The organism is Clavibacter vidaverae (assembly GCF_047529985.1).
GTDB classification, from domain to species: Bacteria; Actinomycetota; Actinomycetes; order Actinomycetales; family Microbacteriaceae; genus Clavibacter; species Clavibacter nebraskensis_A.
Genome location: NZ_JBLJAM010000001.1, coordinates 1,937,226 through 1,953,047 on the forward strand (window position 1 = coordinate 1,937,226; position 15,822 = coordinate 1,953,047).

The 15,822-nt window shown below is 76.9% G+C and carries 17 protein-coding genes; 6 read left to right on the plus strand and 11 right to left on the minus strand.

Going from position 1 to position 15,822, the window contains the following annotated elements; all coding sequences use genetic code 11:
* Window positions 1-66 precede the first annotated feature (66 nt).
* Window positions 67-1,107 (minus strand): LacI family DNA-binding transcriptional regulator, encoded by a 1,041-nt coding sequence (locus ACMT9T_RS09050; RefSeq protein WP_414745235.1) that lies wholly within the window; start codon window positions 1,105-1,107, stop codon window positions 67-69.
* A 205-nt stretch (window positions 1,108-1,312) separates the two neighbouring features.
* Between ACMT9T_RS09050 and ACMT9T_RS09055 the strand changes: the two genes are divergently transcribed.
* From ACMT9T_RS09055 to ACMT9T_RS09075, 5 genes are all read left to right on the plus strand, one after another.
* Window positions 1,313-3,001, plus strand: a complete 1,689-nt coding sequence (locus tag ACMT9T_RS09055; RefSeq protein WP_414745236.1) for a hypothetical protein — start codon at window positions 1,313-1,315, stop codon at window positions 2,999-3,001.
* 55 nt (window positions 3,002-3,056) lie between these two features.
* On the plus strand, window positions 3,057-3,860 hold the full coding sequence (locus tag ACMT9T_RS09060) for a GNAT family N-acetyltransferase (RefSeq protein WP_414745237.1): 804 nt from the start codon (window positions 3,057-3,059) through the stop codon (window positions 3,858-3,860).
* A 44-nt stretch (window positions 3,861-3,904) separates the two neighbouring features.
* On the plus strand, window positions 3,905-4,354 hold the full coding sequence (locus ACMT9T_RS09065) for an MSMEG_6728 family protein (protein ID WP_116053618.1): 450 nt from the start codon (window positions 3,905-3,907) through the stop codon (window positions 4,352-4,354).
* A gap of 238 nt (window positions 4,355-4,592) precedes the next feature.
* Complete coding sequence (locus ACMT9T_RS09070; RefSeq protein WP_414745238.1) at window positions 4,593-5,084, plus strand: FBP domain-containing protein; 492 nt, start codon at window positions 4,593-4,595, stop codon at window positions 5,082-5,084.
* 54 nt (window positions 5,085-5,138) lie between these two features.
* Window positions 5,139-5,477: a YnfA family protein gene (locus ACMT9T_RS09075; protein ID WP_414745239.1), complete on the plus strand. Its 339-nt coding sequence runs from the start codon at window positions 5,139-5,141 to the stop codon at window positions 5,475-5,477.
* A gap of 110 nt (window positions 5,478-5,587) precedes the next feature.
* Here the strand turns inward: ACMT9T_RS09075 and aroQ are convergent, their stop codons facing one another.
* The 5 genes from aroQ to ACMT9T_RS09100 form a co-directional block, all read right to left on the minus strand.
* Window positions 5,588-6,178, minus strand: a complete 591-nt coding sequence (gene aroQ, locus ACMT9T_RS09080; protein WP_414745240.1) for a gamma subclass chorismate mutase AroQ — start codon at window positions 6,176-6,178, stop codon at window positions 5,588-5,590.
* Between the two features lie 86 nt (window positions 6,179-6,264).
* Window positions 6,265-6,939 carry a response regulator transcription factor gene (locus tag ACMT9T_RS09085; protein ID WP_414745241.1) on the minus strand — a complete coding sequence of 225 codons (675 nt, stop codon included), beginning with the start codon at window positions 6,937-6,939 and terminating at the stop codon, window positions 6,265-6,267.
* Complete coding sequence (locus tag ACMT9T_RS09090) at window positions 6,936-8,303, minus strand: sensor histidine kinase (protein ID WP_414745242.1); 1,368 nt, start codon at window positions 8,301-8,303, stop codon at window positions 6,936-6,938. Before ACMT9T_RS09090 ends, ACMT9T_RS09085 begins: the two co-directional genes overlap by 4 nt.
* Before the next feature lie 70 nt (window positions 8,304-8,373).
* Window positions 8,374-9,207 (minus strand): ABC transporter permease, encoded by an 834-nt coding sequence (locus tag ACMT9T_RS09095; protein ID WP_414745243.1) that lies wholly within the window; start codon window positions 9,205-9,207, stop codon window positions 8,374-8,376.
* Entirely contained in the window at window positions 9,204-10,151 is a 948-nt protein-coding gene (locus ACMT9T_RS09100) for an ATP-binding cassette domain-containing protein (RefSeq protein ID WP_414745244.1), read from the minus strand. The genes ACMT9T_RS09095 and ACMT9T_RS09100 overlap by 4 nt, the downstream gene beginning before the upstream one ends.
* A 186-nt stretch (window positions 10,152-10,337) precedes the next feature.
* Here ACMT9T_RS09100 and ACMT9T_RS09105 point away from each other — a divergent pair, with 186 nt between their 5' ends.
* On the plus strand, window positions 10,338-11,333 hold the full coding sequence (locus ACMT9T_RS09105) for a hypothetical protein (RefSeq protein ID WP_414745245.1): 996 nt from the start codon (window positions 10,338-10,340) through the stop codon (window positions 11,331-11,333).
* Window positions 11,334-11,388: 55 nt separating this feature from the next.
* Here the strand turns inward: ACMT9T_RS09105 and ACMT9T_RS09110 are convergent, their stop codons facing one another.
* From ACMT9T_RS09110 to ACMT9T_RS09130, 5 genes are all read right to left on the minus strand, one after another.
* Complete coding sequence (locus ACMT9T_RS09110) at window positions 11,389-11,682, minus strand: hypothetical protein (protein WP_414745246.1); 294 nt, start codon at window positions 11,680-11,682, stop codon at window positions 11,389-11,391.
* A gap of 72 nt (window positions 11,683-11,754) precedes the next feature.
* Window positions 11,755-12,411 carry an HAD family hydrolase gene (locus tag ACMT9T_RS09115; RefSeq protein ID WP_414745247.1) on the minus strand — a complete coding sequence of 219 codons (657 nt, stop codon included), beginning with the start codon at window positions 12,409-12,411 and terminating at the stop codon, window positions 11,755-11,757.
* The gene (locus tag ACMT9T_RS09120) at window positions 12,408-13,751 is read right to left on the minus strand and encodes an ROK family protein (protein WP_414745248.1); all 1,344 of its coding nucleotides are present in this window, start codon (window positions 13,749-13,751) and stop codon (window positions 12,408-12,410) included. The genes ACMT9T_RS09115 and ACMT9T_RS09120 overlap by 4 nt, the downstream gene beginning before the upstream one ends.
* A gap of 20 nt (window positions 13,752-13,771) precedes the next feature.
* Entirely contained in the window at window positions 13,772-14,992 is a 1,221-nt protein-coding gene (locus ACMT9T_RS09125; RefSeq protein ID WP_414745249.1) for a Gfo/Idh/MocA family protein, read from the minus strand.
* Window positions 14,989-15,759, minus strand: coding sequence for a ThuA domain-containing protein (locus ACMT9T_RS09130; RefSeq protein ID WP_414745250.1), 771 nt, complete (start codon window positions 15,757-15,759; stop codon window positions 14,989-14,991). The genes ACMT9T_RS09125 and ACMT9T_RS09130 overlap by 4 nt, the downstream gene beginning before the upstream one ends.
* Window positions 15,760-15,822 lie beyond the last annotated feature (63 nt).

Here is a 15,822-nt window from a genome sequence, read left to right on the forward strand (position 1 = left end):
GTCTGACGCCCGTCGCTCGTCTCCGACACGCGAGATCGATCTCGCGCGGTGCCGATCCCGGCCGCGTCAGGCGCGCGGCGCCGCCACGGATCCGCGCCGCACGAGCTCGGTCTCGAGCTCCATGCGCGACCCGGCGGGGCCGCCCGCACGCGCCCGGCCGGAGCGGTCCGCCTGCTGCAGCATGTGGAACGCGGTCGCGCCCATCTCGGCGATGGGCTGGCGGACGGTGGTCATGGGCGGCATGGCCCACGCGGACTCCTGCACGCCGTCGAAGCCGACGACGCTGAGGTCGTCCGGGATCCGGAGCCCCGCGTCGTCCGCGGCCTCGTAGACGCCGAGGCCCATCACGTCGGAGCACGCGAAGATCGCGGTGGGCCGGTCGGGTGCGGCGAGCAGGGCGCCGGCGGCCGTGCGGGCACGCTCCCGATCCCAGTCGCAGTACACGACGCGCTCGTCGGGCACGGCGATGCCGGCCGAGCGGAGCGCCGTCCGCAGGCCGTCGATGCGCGCGCTGCCGAACAGGTGCGCCTCCACCCCGCCCATCACGCCGATCCGCGTGTGCCCCTCGGCGATGAGCAGCTCGGCGGCGATGCGCCCGCCGTCCCAGTTCGTGGCCCCGACGCTCGCCACCTCGGCGGGCGGCCGCGTGCTCGGGTCGATGGCGACCACCGGCACGCCGGCCGTCGTGAGCGCGTGCAGGCCGGCGGGGGTCGCGTCGACGAGCACGAGGATCGCGCCGATGGAGGGGCGGCGGAGCAGGCGGCTGATCCACTCCCCGTCGGGCCGGGCGCGCGTGAGCACGAGGTCGACGCCCGCGGCGGACGCCTCCTCCTCGATCGCGCTGAGGACCGGGCCGACCCAGCTGCCCTCGATGTGCCCGACCACGACGTCGACGACGCGGGCGGCGCGCGGATCCCGGTCGGCCGGCCTGGCGCGGGGCCGCCGCCGGTAGTCGAGCGCGTGCGCCGCGGCCATCACGCGCGCGCGGGTCGCCTCGGACACGTCGGTGCCGCCGTTGAGGACCTTCGAGACGGTCGGGACGGTGGTGCCGGCGCGCTCGGCGATCTGGGCCATCGTCGGGCGCGGTGCCGCTCTCGTGCTGTCCATGAGGCGGAGCCTAGTGGAGCGCCGCCACCACGAGTTGCGCAACTCCTGACGCTGTCGTGACCGCATCGAGACCCGCTTCCCCCTTGCCGCCCGCCCGAGCACCGGGGATGATGAGCGGACACCGCGCGCCACTCGCCGACGAGTTGCGCAAGGTCTGTTCGATGGCGAACCGCGGAGCGATCCGCCCGGCACACGGAGGACGACGATGACCCCCACCCCGCTCGTCGAGTCGCGGTCGCGGACCGCACCCTCCGCCGGCGCCGCTCCTGCCACCGGCACCGCCACCGCCGAGGCCCGCGCCGGGGATCGCCGCCGCGCACCCGGTCGCCGCGTCGCGCCCACCGACCGCCCCGTCGCCGGCAGCCGCGCGCGGGCCGGCGCCGACGCCGCCCGCGTCGCCGGGCCGGGTCGGGCGCCCGACGGCCGCCGCGACGAGATCGTGTGGCGGAGCGGCCGCCTGGAGCTGCGCTTCCGCCGCTCCCCCGACCGTCCGGTGATGCTGACGCGCCTCGTCGCCGGATCCGTGGAGACGCACTTCGCGCACCCGGTGCCGCTCGTGGAGGTGCTCGTCGCGGGCGACACGGGAGCGGGCGACCCGGGCGCGGGATCCCCCGGCCGGCTCGCGGGCAGCGTCGTCGGCGCGGAGCTCCGCTACGTCACCCACTCCGTGTCCGCGGACGGCGCGCGCCTCGAGATCGTCGCGGCGACGCCCGACGGGATCCGCGCCGCCGTCACCCTCGAGGGCCGCGACGGCGCGTTCCGGAGCAGCGCGGTCGTCACGAACGGCACCGCGTCGCCCGTGGACGTCGTCGCCGTCTCGAGCTGGGCCGCGCCCCTCGGCGTGCGGCTCGACAAGGGCCAGGCGGCGGATCTGGCGGCCGACTGGGAGCTGCTCGAGGGCCGGGTCGCGGGCGGGCGCGCGGCCGGCTGGTCGGCGCGGGCGCTGCGGGGGCCGGATCTGCTCGCGGAGCCGTCCCGGGGATCCGTGGTGCGCGCGGCCGCCGATGGCCCGGCCGCCGACGGCCCGCTGCCCGTCGCCGCGCTCCGCTCCGACCGGCAGGAGGTCGCGTGGCTGTGGGAGGCGGCGCCCGCGGGAGCCTGGCGCTGGGAGGTCGGCGAGCACGGCGGCGACGGCCACCTGGTGGTGTCCGGATCCTGGGCCGGACCCGCTGCGGCGCCGCTCGCCCCCGGGGCGTCGCGCGCGTCGGCGCCCGCGCTCGTCGCCGTGGGGACCGACCTCGAGGACGCCGCCGCGGCGATGACGCGGGCCCGGCGATCCCTGCGCGCGGCGCACGCCGGCGACGCGTCAGCCGCACCCGCGACCCCGGCGCCCGCCCGCGCCTCCGCGGATCCCGACGCGGACGACCTCCTCCTCCCGCTCGCCGCCGCCACGGCGCCCTTGACCGCGCTCCCCGAGTCCGCCGCCCCCGTCCCGCGTCCGCGGCCGGGTGCCACGCCGGAGCGCGCCGCGTCCGTGCTGGTCGCCGCCCTCGCGGGAGGCGCGGCGCCGGCCGACGACGACCGGCTGGATCCGGCGCAGCGCGACCTCGTCGCCGAGGCCCAGCGCACGGCGGCCGACCTCCGCGACGGCCTCGCCCGCTCGGTGCCGCTCTGGCCGCTCGGCCTGCCCGCGCCCGACGACCGCTGGGTGGCCGTCGCGCACGACGCCGGCGACGCCGTGCGCGTCGCGATCTGGGACCGCGGCGACGACGCCGGCGCCGCGACCCTGTCCCTCCCGTCCCTGCTCGGCCGCCGGCTCGACGTGTCGACCGCCTTCCCGCGCGCCCTCGCCGAGTGGGATGTCCAGTGGGACGCCGGCCGCGGGATCCTCACGGTCGGCTCTACCCCGGGCGGCCCCTCCGCGCGCGTGCTGGAGCTGCGCCGTCGCTCGTGAGCCGCGCGCTCCCCGCGGCGGCCCTCCGCCCGGCCCCATGCGGGAGGATCGCCGGGTGACCCCCGACGCCGCGCCCCCCGCCGCCCGCCTCCTCGCCGCCTACGACGCCCAGCTGCGCACCGACGCCGAGACGACCGACGCGCTCGACGTGCGACGGCTCGGGCCGCTGCTGCTCGCCGCGTTCCCCGGCGGCCGCGGCTTCATCACCTACGCCGACCTCGGCGGGCTGGACGAGGACGCGCTCCGCGAGCTGGTGCCTCAGGCGCTCGCGCGCTTCCGGGACGACCCGGCGATCCACGCGGTCGAGTGGAAGACGCGCGGCCACGACCGGGCGCCCGGGCTCGACGGGATCCTCCGTGCGAACGGCCTCGAGCCCGAGGAGCGCGAGACGATCATGCTCGGCGAGGCGCGCGCCCTCGCCGTCGACGTGCCGCTGCCCGACGGCGTGACGCTCCGCCGCGTGACCGCCGAGGCCGACGTGCGCGCCATGAGCGCCCTCCAGGACGAGGTCTTCGGCGGGCAGGTCTCGGCCGACCACGCCGACGCGATCCTCCGCCGCGTCGAGGTCGACCCCGCGATGGAGCTGTGGATCGCCGAGGCCGCGGGCGTCGTCGTCTCGGCGGGGCGGCTGCAGCCCGTCGCCGGATCCGACTTCGCCGGGATCTGGGGCGGCGCCACCCGCCCGGGCTGGCGCGGCCGGGGCATCTACCGCGCGCTCACCGCGGCCCGCGCCCGCTCGGCCCTGGCGGCCGGTCGCACCCTGATCCACAGCGACTCGACCGACCTCTCCCGCCCGATCCTCGAGCGCTCCGGCCTCGTCGCCTGCTCGACGACCACGCCGTACGCCTGGTCGCGCTGACCCGACGCCGGCCGCCCCCGCTCCCACCGGAGTTGACTGGCCGGATGCAGACGTTCCTCCCCTATCCCGACCTCGCGGAGAGCATGGCCGTGCTCGACGACAAGCGGCTCGGGAAGCAGCGCGTCGAGACGCTGCAGGTGATGAAGGCCGTGACCGTCGCCGGCTACGGCTGGCAGAGCCACCCCGTCACGCGCATGTGGCGCGGCTACCGGCCGGCGCTCATGGAGTACCAGGAGGCGACCTGCGCCGAGTGGATGCGCCGCGGATTCGCCGACACCTGCTTCGAGAAGACGCTCGCGATCATCGCCGAGGTGCCCGAGGACATCGCCGCCTACACGGAGGGCCGCATCACGCGGCCGCCGTGGTGGGGGCGCCCGGAGCTGCACCTCTCCCACCGCTCGAAGCTGCTGGCGAAGGCGCCGGAGCTGTACCGGCCGGCCTTCCCGGAGGATCCCGACGACCTCGACTACGTCTGGCCGGTCGCGAGCGCGTGAGGCGTTCCCCCACCCGGGGTACCGTAGCCCCGTGAGCATCACCAGCAGCGCGACGCCCTCGGGGCGTGGGGAGGTCGTCGGCGGCACGTCCGTCGGCACCAGGTAGTCACCGGATCCGTCGCCGCGTCCCGCGAGGGCCGGCCGCAGCAGGCGTGCCGTCGATCCACGAGGATCCGGCCGCCGACCCCCTGACACCCGTTCCCGCGGCACCGCCGCGACCCCGCACGAAGGGCACACCATGTTCCCCCTGACCGAATCCGCCATCCGCTCCTCGCTCGTCAACGCGTCCCAGCGCGAGGCGCGCGACATCCGCCTCCCCGAGGGCTTCGCCGACCTCCGCTGGGACCGCCTCGACTTCCTCGGCTGGCGCGACCCCAAGTCGCCGCAGCGCGGGATCGTCGTCGTCCCCGCGGGCGACGAGCTGATCGGCGTGCTGCTCCAGCAGGCCGGCGCCGCCCCGCGGTCGCGCGCCCAGTGCACGTGGTGCCAGGACGTGCGGCTGCCCGCGCCCGTCGGCTTCTACGCCGCGCGCCGGGCCGGCGCCGCGGGTCGCAACGGCAACACCATCGGCACGCTCGTCTGCACCGACTTCGAGTGCAGCGCCAACGTGCGGAAGCCGCGCCCGATCCCGTACCTCGGGTTCGACCCCGCGGCGGCGACCGCGCAGCTCATCGAGGACCTGCGGACCCGGGTGGCGGCGTTCGCGGCCGACGTGGCGTCGACGGCCTGACCCGCGGGCACGCGACGCCCTGACCCGCGGGCCCGCGTCGGCCATGCTCGGAGCATGCTGCTGCGCACCGTGATCCTGTTCGCCCTCGCCGCGGTCGCCGAGATCGGCGGCGCGTGGCTCGTCTGGCAGGCGGTGCGCGAGGGCCGGCCGTGGTGGTGGGCCGGGCTCGGCGTGATGGCGCTCGGCGCGTACGGGTTCATCGCGACCCTGCAGCCCGACGCGAGCTTCGGGCGGATACTCGCGGCCTACGGCGGCGTGTTCGTCGCGGGGTCGCTCGCGTGGGGCGCGATCGTCGACGGCTACCGGCCGGACCGGTGGGACGTGGTCGGCGCGGTGATCTGCCTGCTGGGCGTGGCCGTGATCATGGCCGGGCCGCGCGGGCAGGGCGCCTGACGCGGATCCCGCGCACGGGCGCGCGCCGGATCCCCCGCCGGGCCCACCCGCGGGTGGGTCGGCCGGGCCCGCGCATCGGGGCAGCGGACCCGACCGGGTCGGGGGGCCGGTCAGGACTCCGGCGTGCAGACGGTCGCGAGGGCCGTGCGGAAGGCCTTGCGGTGCGCGTCGTCGAGGCCCTGGCCGAGCTCGCCGCGCGCGTCCTTCACGAGGTGGCCGCACGCCTGGTCGTCGAGGGCGTCGTGCGCGGCGCCGATGGCGGGGACGAGCCGGGCGTCGACCGCGTTGATGCGCGGGCGGACGCTCGTGGTGAGGTCGGGCGCGGTGGTGGGCGCCTCGTCGGGGTGCGCGTGCCAGCGGGCGATGAGCGCGTACTGCACCTGCTTGCTCGCCTCGATCTGCGCCCGCATGATGCGCTCGGCCGCGACCGGGTCGGCCCCGTCGGCCTTCGCGGCCGCGATGGTGGCGTCGACGACGGCCTGCTCGCGCGCGGGATCCGCGACGGCCTTGCCCGACAGCCACTTCGACGCGGCCACGTCGTCGGCGATCTCGAGGCGGTCGAGCGCGGCGGACGCGACCGCGGTGACCGCCTGCTGCTCCGCCGGGTCGCGCGGGCACGCCTGCGCGGGCGCGGCGGCACCGAGGAGGGCGGCGAGGGTGACGGCGAACGCGGACGTGGCGACGAGGGCGCGGTGGGGCATGGCGGATCCGTTCGGGGTTCGGGTGGGCGGGTCGCCGTGAGCATAGGCAGGCCGGCCCTGCGGACGGCCCGCCGCCTCCACAGGGCTCATTCCGTCCCGGCGCGCACCAGACCCGTCTCGTAGGCGAGGACGACGGCCTGCACCCGGTCGCGCACGGCGAGCTTGGCGAGGATCCGACCGACGTGCGTCTTCACGGTCGCCTCCGCGAGGAACAGGTCGCCCGCGATCTCGGCGTTCGAGCGGCCCTCCGCGACGCGGCGCAGGACCTCCGTCTCGCGGGGCGTGAGGGCGGCGAGCCGGGGGTGCACGCCCGTGGCGGCGGGCGCGGATCCCACGGGCAGCACGTCGGCGAACATCTCGAGCATCCGCCGCGTCACGCGCGGCGCGACCACCGAGTCGCCGGACGCCACGACCCGCACGGCGGAGGCCAGCTCGGCGGGCGTCGCGTCCTTGAGCAGGAACCCGCTCGCGCCCGCGCGCAGGGCGGCGAAGGCGTGCTCGTCCACGTCGAAGGTCGTGAGGATGAGGACGCGCACCGCCGGGTGCTCGGCCACGATCCGCCGGGTCGCCTCGATGCCGTCGACGCCCGGCATCCGCACGTCCATCAGCACCACGTCCGGGCGGAGCGCGACGACCTGGTCGACCGCGGTGCGCCCGTCGGCCGCCTCGCCGACGACCTCGAGGTCGGGGGCGCTCTCCAGCACGAGCCGGAAGCCCATGCGCACCAGCGACTGGTCGTCCACCAGCAGGATCCGCGTCATCGTCCGTCCTCCTCGTCGTCGTCCCACGGGAGCTCGGCGCGCACGCGCCAGCCCCGGCCGTGCGGCCCGGCGTCCACGGTGCCGCCGAACGCGGCCGCCCGCTCGCGCATGCCGAGCACGCCGCGACCGGATCCGAGGGCCGGCTCCACGGCGACGCCCGCGCCCTGGTCGGTGACGACGACCTCCATCCGGCCGGGGAGCAGGCGGATCGCCACCTCGACCCCGGCCGTGCCCGGCGCGTGCCGCAGCGCGTTCGTCAGCGCCTCCTGCACGATGCGGTGCACCGCGAGCTGGAGCGTGGCGTCCGCCTCCGCGAGGCGCGGGTCGGCGAGGCCGGACGCACGCACGGGCAGCCCGGCGAGGCGGAACCGGTCGAGGAGCGGGTCGAGGTCGTGGATCCCGGGCAGCGGCGCGACCGACGGCTCCGCGGCGACGTCGGCGGGCGCGTCGGCCGGCGGCGCGTCGTGCAGCACCCCGAGGACGCGGCGCATGTCCGCGAGGGCCGTCCGGCCGGTCCCCACCAGCTCGTCGAGGGCGAGGCGGGCGCGATCGGGCGCCCAGTCGAGGGCCATCGACGCACCGCCGCCGAGCGCCACCATCACGGAGATGCTGTGCGCCACGACGTCGTGCATCTCCCGGGCGATGCGCGCGCGCTCGGCCGCCTCCGCGAGCCGGGTGCGCTGCTCCGCCTCGCGGGCCACCGCCTCGGCGGCCTCCACGATCCCGGCCAGGTGCAGCCGCCGGCTACGGACGCTGGCGCCCACGGCCACGGCCAGGAGCGCGAGCACGAGGACGGGGAGGGCGATCGGCTGCCAGCCGCCGAGGAACGGGTCGGGGCCGGTCGGGGAGTCCGGCGAGAGGCCGCTCATCACGGCGCCGACCTGGAGCGGCAGGGGCAGGATCCGCGCGGCGACGAGCATCGCCCCCACCGCGGGGACGCAGACGGCCCAGGTGACGAGGGGCCGGCGGGAGGCGGCGACCGCGTGGAGGGCGAGCGCGAGCCCGAGGTCGAACCCCGAGGACGCGCCGGTCAGCGCCAGCGCCGCGAGGCCGAGGACCGCCATGCCCGCCGTGACGACGACGGGCCTCCTCCGCCGCGCCACGAGGAGCGCGCACCCGGCCGCCGTCAGCACGAGGGATGCGGCCTGCATCCGGAGCAGATGCCCGTCGTTGAAGAAGACGTGCAGCGCGTACATGGAGTCGGCCCCCGCGCCGGTGACGAGCGCCCAGACGGCGAAGCAGCCGATGAGGACGGCGTCCCCGACGGCCGGGCGCCGCGCGAGGAACCGGCCGACGGGGCCGAGGCGCCGCGCCCGCAGCTCGGCGAGGTCGGGGGCGGACGCGGGCGCCGGCCCCGACCTCACGCCCGCTCCTGGATCATCGGTCCCACTCTGGCAGGTCACCACCCCGCCGCGGGGCACGAGCGCCGCGGCATCAGGCATCCCGGCGCCGCAGCAGCACGACCGCGACGGCGAGGACGCCGACGACCCAGACGAGCATCACGCCGTACCCGCCCCACGGCGTGAGCTCCGAGCTGTTCGAGACGGTGATCACCGAGCCGACCGCGTCCGAGCGGAGCAGGCGGCTGCCCGCGCTCGACGGCAGGTGCGCGGCGAGGGACTGCACGGGCGCCCACGGGATCGCGGCGAGCAGGTTCTCGATGACGAGCAGCAGGCCGACCACGATCGAGATGCCGGCCGCGGGGCTGCGCACGAGCATCCCGATCCCGAAGGCGAGCGCCGTCACGGCGCCGAGGTAGAGGGGCGTGCCGAGGACGAGCCGCGCGTCCTCCGCGCGCAGCAGGTCGATCGACATGCCGGTCGGGCCGAACCAGGGCGCGCACGCGGCCCACGCCGCGAGCACCGCCACGGTCGACGCGGCCGCGACGACGAGCACCACCACGAGCAGCTTGGCGAGGAGCGCCCGCACCCGGGTGGGCGTGACGGTGAGCGTGGTGCGGATCTGGCCGGATCCGTACTCGCCCGCCACGACCATCACCCCGAGGACGGCGAAGGCCAGCTGCGCGAGCGCGACGCCGCCCGTGGCGTAGGCCGCGCCGACCATGCCCTCCGACCCCACGGCCTCCGGGACGCGGGCGATGCTGATGACGCGGGAGACCGCGAAGGCCGGCACGACGGCGGTGCCGAGCGCGAGGATCCACCAGGTGGAGCGCAGCGAGCGGAGCTTGATCCACTCGCCGGCGACGAGGCGCCGGAACGTGGCGGGCTGGACGGCCGTGCGGTGCACGGCCGGGGTGGCGGCGGTCATGCGCGTCCTCCGGTGGTGTCGATGCGGGTGTCGGCGGATGCGGCGGAGCGGTGCTCCACCTCCCCGGCGGTCAGCTGCAGGTAGGCCTCCTCGAGGGAGACGTGGACGGGCGCGAGCCCGTGGAGGACGATGCCCGCGGACGCGGCGAGCGCGGCGATCGCCGGGGCGTCGATGCCGGTCGCGTCGAGCACGTCGTGCTCCACGGCCACCGCACCGACGCCGGGCCGCCGGGCGAGCTCCCGCTCGAGCTCGTGCCGCATGGGCGTGCGCACGCGGACGGTGAGGGTCTGCGCGCGCTCGACGACCTCGCGGGTGGGGGCGTCGACGATCACGCGGCCGCGGCCGAGGATCAGCAGGTGGTCGGCCGTGAGGGCCATCTCGCTCATCAGGTGCGACGACAGGAGCACGGTGCGGCCCTCGGCGGCGAGGCCGCGCAGGAGGGTGCGGATCCAGTGCACGCCCTCCGGGTCGAGCCCGTTGACCGGCTCGTCGAGGATCAGGGTGCGCGGGTCGCCGAGCAGCGCGGCGGCGATGCCGAGGCGCTGGCCCATCCCGAGGGAGAAGGTGCCGACGCGGCGGCGGGCGACGCTCGCGAGGCCCGTCATGTCGAGCACCTCGTCGACGCGGCGGGGGTGGATCCCGTGCGTGGCCGCCAGCGAGAGCAGGTGCGCCCGGGCCGACCGGCCGGAGTGGACGGCCTTCGCGTCGAGCAGCGCGCCCACCTCCCCGAGCGGCGCCCGGTGCTCGGCGTACGGCCTCCCGTTCACGGTGACGCGGCCGGACGTGGGCCGGTCGAGGCCCACGATCATGCGCATCGTCGTGGACTTCCCGGCGCCGTTCGGCCCCAGGAAGCCGGTGACGACGCCGGGTCGGACGGTGAAGTCGACGTGGTCGACCGCGCGTCCCCCCGGGTGGTCCTTGGTCAGGCCGGATGCCTCGATCATGTGCCCTCCTCTGTTCGGCACCTCGAGCCTGACGACGGGCTCCGCGCGCCGGGACGACCGGGAGGACCAGATCGGCCCCGCGGGCCCCTACGCCGCAGGGATGACGCGGTGCCCCCGGCGGCGCGGGTGCGGGCCGGCCCGATCGGGGGCGGGCGGGCGGTGCCGACGCGTCGATAGCGTGGACGGATGACGACCTCCGGTCTCGCCGCCGTGCCCGCGCCCGCGTCCTCGCCCGGCGTGATCCCCGGCGTCCGCGGCGCGCTCCTCGCCCTGGCCGCGGGCGTCGTCGCGGCCGTGCTCGGGCTGCTGCCCTGGATCGTGGCGGGCCTCCGGCTGCCGCCGCAGAACCTGTGGGCGGAGGACGTCGCCTCGGCCGCCGACATGCCGATCGCGCTGCTGCCGTTCAACCAGTACACGGCCGGGCTGCTGGCCGCGGTGATCCTGGTGGGCGGCGGCATCGCCGGCGCCGCGGCCCGCGCGCTGCGGTCGCGGCTGCCCCGGCACGGATCCTGGCTGGTGGTCGCCGGGCTGCTCCTCGTGCAGGTCGTCGCGCTCGTCCAGACGTCCGCGGTCACGGCCGACGGGCTCGGCATGGACGACGTCGCGGCGGCGGGGACCCGCACGGGAGCCTCGATCAGCGAAGCGCAGGTGTACCTCGTGGCGTTCGTCGGCGGCACCGCGGCGATGGTGCTGCTCGCGGGCCTCGTCGCGGCGCTGGTGGCCCGCGCGCCCGCGGGCGTCGCCGTCGCGGCGTCGGCCGTCCCGGTCGTGCTGCTCGGCAGCTGGCTCGGCGGGCTCGTGTCCCGCGGCGCGACCGGGATGCTGAGCGAGACGGCGTACGCGATCCTGCCGGTGATCTCGTGGGTGCCGCCCGTCGTGCTGGGCGTCGCGATCGCGCTCACCGGGCTGCGCTCGGTCGGCCGCGTGGTCGGATCCGTCGTGGCGGTGCTGCTGCTCTGGCTCGGGACGGCCGTCGTGGTCGGCGTCACCTACGCCCTCGGCAACCGCACCCTGCTGCGCTACCCGCTCGAGCTCCTCGATGCGGGCGGCATGGTGGGCGGGGCGGTGCTGCGCGGCGAGGGCGGCGTGCTCGGGCAGCTCGCGGTGGCGGTGGCGGTCGGGATCCTCGGCGCGCTCGTGCTGCGGGTGGTGCGTCGGCGCCGCACGGTGGGCGCGGGCTGAACGGTCGCGTGCCGCGAGCGGCACGCTGCGGCTCCCAGCGCGGACCAGGAGGCGCTCACGCGTCCCGCCGCTCCTCCGGGTCCGGGCTGGCGGCCCGGAGCGTGCCGTCGCGGTCGCCCGCCGGATCCGAGCGCCGGACGGCCCGGCGTATGCAGAGCGCCGCGAGCGACGCGCAGACGACGGCCGTCAGGATCGCCCCGGGCCAGCCGAGGCTGGGTCGCGCCCAGCACTCGCCCGGCATGTCCGCGTAGTCGGTGCAGCCGCCCGACCAGACGCCGATCGCGAGCACGGCGAGCGTGAGCAGGAGCGCGGCGGCCGCGGTCCAGACCGGGCGCGGGGTGGAGGTCATGGCCTCGACGCTAGGGGCCCGGGCGTCGCCGCGCGCGCCCCAGCTCGGGGCACCGGGCGGCACCGGGCGCGGTCAGCCCGCGAGCTCGCGCAGCAGCCGCGGCAGGTCGCGCATGTCGTCGAAGACGGTGGCGCCGGCGTCGCGCAGGCGGGCGGCCGGGGTGAGCCCGCCCGCGTAGCCGAGCGCGCGCATGCCCGCGGCCGAGGCGCCCTGCACGCCGTAGGGGCTGTCCTCCACGACGACGCAGCGCGCCGGATCCACGCCCATGCGCGACGCCGCCAGCAGGAACAGGTCGGGCGCGGGCTTGCCGTGCGCGACCTCCGTGGCGCTGGAGATCCGCCCGTCGAAGCGCCCGAGCAGGCCGGTGAGCGCGAGGTTCGCGCGGATCTTCGGGTGCCCGCCGCTGGACGCCACGCACGTCGGCGTCGTGATGCGGTCGAGCGCGTCCGCGATCCCGTCGACCGGCCGCAGGTGCGCCTCGAACGCCTCCCTGTACCAGTGCGCGTAGGGCGCATCCCAGTCGTCGGCGAGCTCGAGGCCGAGGTGCGCGGCGACCTCGGCGGTGAAGGTCGCGTGCGACTTGCCCACGAAGCGCTCGACGACCTCCTCGGTCGTGATCTCCCAGCCGAGCTCGGCCAGGATCCGCCGGTCGACCTCCACGGCGAGCACCTCGCTGTCGACGAGCACGCCGTCGCAGTCGAGGATCACGAGGTCGACGGGCGCGCTCACGCCGTGGTGCACTCCGCGTCGGCGGCCGTCGCGCGGGCGACGCCGGACGGATCCACGAGCACGCCCGCGAAGGCCAGCTCGGCCGCGCCGATCATCAGCCGGTCGGGGCCGAGGGCCGCGCGCCGGATCCGCAGCGCCTCGCGCGCGCCGGGGAGCGCCTGGGCGGTGGCGCGGGCGAGGATCCGGCCGGGATCCGCCGCGTGCAGCGACCCGAGGAACCCGCCGAGCACCACGAGCGACGGGTTGAAGATGTTGACGACGTTCCGCAGCGCGACCGCGAGGTTGTCGATCTGCCGCTCGACCTCGCGCGTGACGCGCGCGTCGCCCGCCGCGAGGGCGGCGGCGAGCACCTCGCCGAGCTCGTCGGCGCGGGCGCGGGGCAGGCCCGTGACCTCGAGCAGCGCGTCCTGGCCGACCGTGGTCTCCAGGCAGCCGACCGCGCCGCAGTGGCAGAGCTCGCCGCCGGAGTCGACGAGCGTGTGGCCGAGCTCGCCGCCGTAGCCCTCCGCGCCGCCGAAGGGGCGCCGGCCGATGAGCACGCCGCCGCCGACGCCCGACGCGCCGCCGTTGAGGTACACGAGGTCGTCGACGTCGCGGCCGGATCCGAAGCGCCCCTCCGCGACGGCCGCGAGGCTCGCGTCGTTGGCGGCGAGCGCCGGCAGTCCGGTCGCCTCGGCGAGGAGCGCCGCGAACGGCTCGTCGACCCAGCCGAGGTGCGGCGCGAGGCGCACGAGCCCGCCGTCGAAGCGGACGAGGCCGGGGACCGCGACGCCGATGCCGAGCACGCGCGCGTCGGGCCGGGTGGCGCGGAGGTCGGCGCGCAGCTCGGCGATGATGCCGCTGGCGAGCTCCGCGGCGACGGCGGCCGTGGGGATCCCGTCGGTGTCACGCCGGACCCGCTCCTGCACGACCCCGTCGAGGCCGACGAGGCCCACGGTGACGGCGTCGATCTCGGGGTTCACGGCGAAGACGACCACGCGCGGATCCGCGGAGACGATGGGGCTCGGCCGGCCCACGCGGTTCGTGCCGGGCGGCTCCGACTCGACCACGAGCCCGAGCTCCTGCAGCTCGCCCACGAGCGCGGCGATGGTGGAGCGGTTGAGGCCCGTCTCGCGCGTCAGCTCGGAGCGGGACGCGGGGCCGGTCTCGTGCACGATCTGCAGCACGGTCGCGAGGTTGGAGCGGCGGACGTGGTCGGGCGTGGTGCCGCGGGAGCGGGCGTCGCCGGCGGGCGGGATCTCGCGGGCCCGGGGATCCGGCGCGAGCGGCACCGCCCGGGTGGGGCCCGCGACCGGCGCGAGGGGCGCGCGCTCGGCGTCGCCCGTCTCCTGCCCGGTCACTGGATCCCCACCCGACGAGGCTACCCGGCGGCGGCCGGGCGGGCGACGGCCGCGACGCCCGCGGACGCCCCCGCGGACGCGGTGCCGACCGGTCCCTGCAGCGCGCGCCGGACGCCGTCGCCGCTCCACGCCGCGAGCCGCTCCCGCACGTCGTCGCGCCGCTCGTCGGCGAGCGCGGTGGCGTGCGCGCGCTCGAGCACGTCGTCGATGGCGACCCGCGCGCCCGTGTCCTTCGACTCGATCGCCGCCTCCACCATCGCGAGGCTCATCACGTTGCCGTGCACCTCGCCGTGCGGCCGCTCGCCGGTGCGGAGCGCGCGCACGAAGGCGCGCAGCGACCCGGCGATCTCCACGCCCACCGACTCCGCGGGCGCGGGCGCGGGCTCCGCGGGCGGACCGTCGGGCGCGTCCGTGATGTCGCTCGTCGGCTCGTGGTCGCCGTCCCAGCGGGCGGTGCCGTGCGCGCCGCTGACCCGCCAGGATCCGTTCCACGAGGTCTCGTCGCCCGGGCTGCACCAGCTGCCCGTGTAGACGTACCGCACGCCGCCCTCGAACGCGAAGACCGCGGTGGCCGCCGCGTCGCCGCGGTACCAGCTCCACTCGGGGTTGTACGACTCGCAGTAGACGCCCACGGGATCCGCGTCGAGCAGGTACCGCACGGCGTCGAACTGGTGCACGGCCATGTCGAGTAGGAGCACGTCGTCCATCTCCTCGCGGAACCCGCCGAAGTGCGGCGCCTTGAAGAACTCGGTGGTGACGATCCCGACGCCGCCGAGGTCGGCCGTCCGCCGCTTGAGCGCCACGAGGTGGTCGTTGTAGCGGCGCGACTGGCTGACCATGAACAGCTCGCCCGTGATCTCGGCGGCCGCCGCGAGCGACAGCCCCTCCGCGACCGTGAGCGCGACGGGCTTCTCGCCGAGCACCGGGATCCCCGCGAAGAGCGCCTGCGTGGTGACGGGGTGGTGCGCGCGCGGGATCGTGACGTCGATCACCGCGTCGGGCCGCACCCGCTCGATCAGCTCGCCGAGGTCGGTGGACGCCTCGGCCGAGGCGCCGTGGGCCGCGGCCCCGGCGCGCGCGGCCTGCTCGTCGAGGTCGACGACGCCCACGAGCTCGACGTCGGGATCCGCCGCGATGGTCGCGAGCCACGCCTGGCCCATGCCGCCCGCGCCGACCTGCACGACCCGGAGGCGCGCGCCGTCGGCCGGCGCGACGATCCGGTGCGCTGGCGTCGCCGTCATCGCTCGAGCGCCCCGGCGTAGTCGGTGCCGTCGTAGTACTCGCCGAGCTCGTAGCGCAGCAGCGTCGGCGTCTCACGCCGGTCGGGCCGCGCCCACTCGCACGCGTTCGCGATCACGCGGCGGACGTCCCGGTGGTGGTACACGGGGAAGTCCTGGTCGCCGGGCGAGAAGAAGAAGATCCGGCCGAAGCCGCGGCGGTACGTCATGCCGCTGCGGAACACCTCGCCGCCCGTGAAGCCCGAGATGAAGACCAGCTCGTCGGGCGTCGGCACGTCGAAGTACTCGCCGTACATCTCCTGCTCGTCGATGACGATGGGGTTCGGCACGCCGCGGGTGATGGGGTGCTGCGGGTTCACGGTCCACACCAGCTCGCGGTCGTGCTCGCTGCGCCAGCGGAGGGTGCACGTGGTGCCCATCAGCTTCGTGAAGATCTTCGACCAGTGCCCCGAGTGCAGCACGATGAGGCCCATCCCGTCGAGCACGTGGCGGTGCACGCGCGCGACGATCTCGTCGTCCACCTCGGCGTGGGCCGCGTGGCCCCACCAGGTGAGGACGTCCGTGCGGGCGAGCAGCTCCTCCGTGAGGCCGTGCTCGGGCTGGTCCATGGTCGCGATCTCGACGTGCGCCTCGGGCAGGTTCTCCTGGATCCCCTCGGCCACGGCGCCGTGCATGCCGGTCGGGTAGCGGTCGCGGACGTGCTGCTCGATCTGCTCGTGGCGGTTCTCGCCCCAGACGGTGACGCGCAGCGGGGTGGGGGTGTCGGTCATGGTCTTCCTCCTGATGGGGTGGTGCGGGTGTCGGGGGCGGCGGGAGGGCCGTCGGGGGCGCGG

What these genes read in the sequence shown, in the direction of transcription:
- ACMT9T_RS09095 (WP_414745243.1), bottom strand. Translation starts at nt 9,207, where the DNA reads ATGACCGCCGCCACCCCGGCCGTGCACCGCACGGCCGTCCAGCCCGCC.
- ACMT9T_RS09050 (WP_414745235.1), bottom strand. Translation starts at nt 1,107, where the DNA reads ATGGACAGCACGAGAGCGGCACCGCGCCCGACGATGGCCCAGATCGCC.
- aroQ (WP_414745240.1), bottom strand. Translation starts at nt 6,178, where the DNA reads ATGCCCCACCGCGCCCTCGTCGCCACGTCCGCGTTCGCCGTCACCCTC.
- ACMT9T_RS09130 (WP_414745250.1), bottom strand. Translation starts at nt 15,759, where the DNA reads ATGACCGACACCCCCACCCCGCTGCGCGTCACCGTCTGGGGCGAGAAC.
- ACMT9T_RS09070 (WP_414745238.1), top strand. Translation starts at nt 4,593, where the DNA reads ATGTTCCCCCTGACCGAATCCGCCATCCGCTCCTCGCTCGTCAACGCG.
- ACMT9T_RS09100 (WP_414745244.1), bottom strand. Translation starts at nt 10,151, where the DNA reads ATGATCGAGGCATCCGGCCTGACCAAGGACCACCCGGGGGGACGCGCG.
- ACMT9T_RS09075 (WP_414745239.1), top strand. Translation starts at nt 5,139, where the DNA reads ATGCTGCTGCGCACCGTGATCCTGTTCGCCCTCGCCGCGGTCGCCGAG.
- ACMT9T_RS09065 (WP_116053618.1), top strand. Translation starts at nt 3,905, where the DNA reads ATGCAGACGTTCCTCCCCTATCCCGACCTCGCGGAGAGCATGGCCGTG.
- ACMT9T_RS09085 (WP_414745241.1), bottom strand. Translation starts at nt 6,939, where the DNA reads ATGACGCGGATCCTGCTGGTGGACGACCAGTCGCTGGTGCGCATGGGC.
- ACMT9T_RS09055 (WP_414745236.1), top strand. Translation starts at nt 1,313, where the DNA reads ATGACCCCCACCCCGCTCGTCGAGTCGCGGTCGCGGACCGCACCCTCC.
- ACMT9T_RS09110 (WP_414745246.1), bottom strand. Translation starts at nt 11,682, where the DNA reads ATGACCTCCACCCCGCGCCCGGTCTGGACCGCGGCCGCCGCGCTCCTG.
- ACMT9T_RS09105 (WP_414745245.1), top strand. Translation starts at nt 10,338, where the DNA reads ATGACGACCTCCGGTCTCGCCGCCGTGCCCGCGCCCGCGTCCTCGCCC.
- ACMT9T_RS09125 (WP_414745249.1), bottom strand. Translation starts at nt 14,992, where the DNA reads ATGACGGCGACGCCAGCGCACCGGATCGTCGCGCCGGCCGACGGCGCG.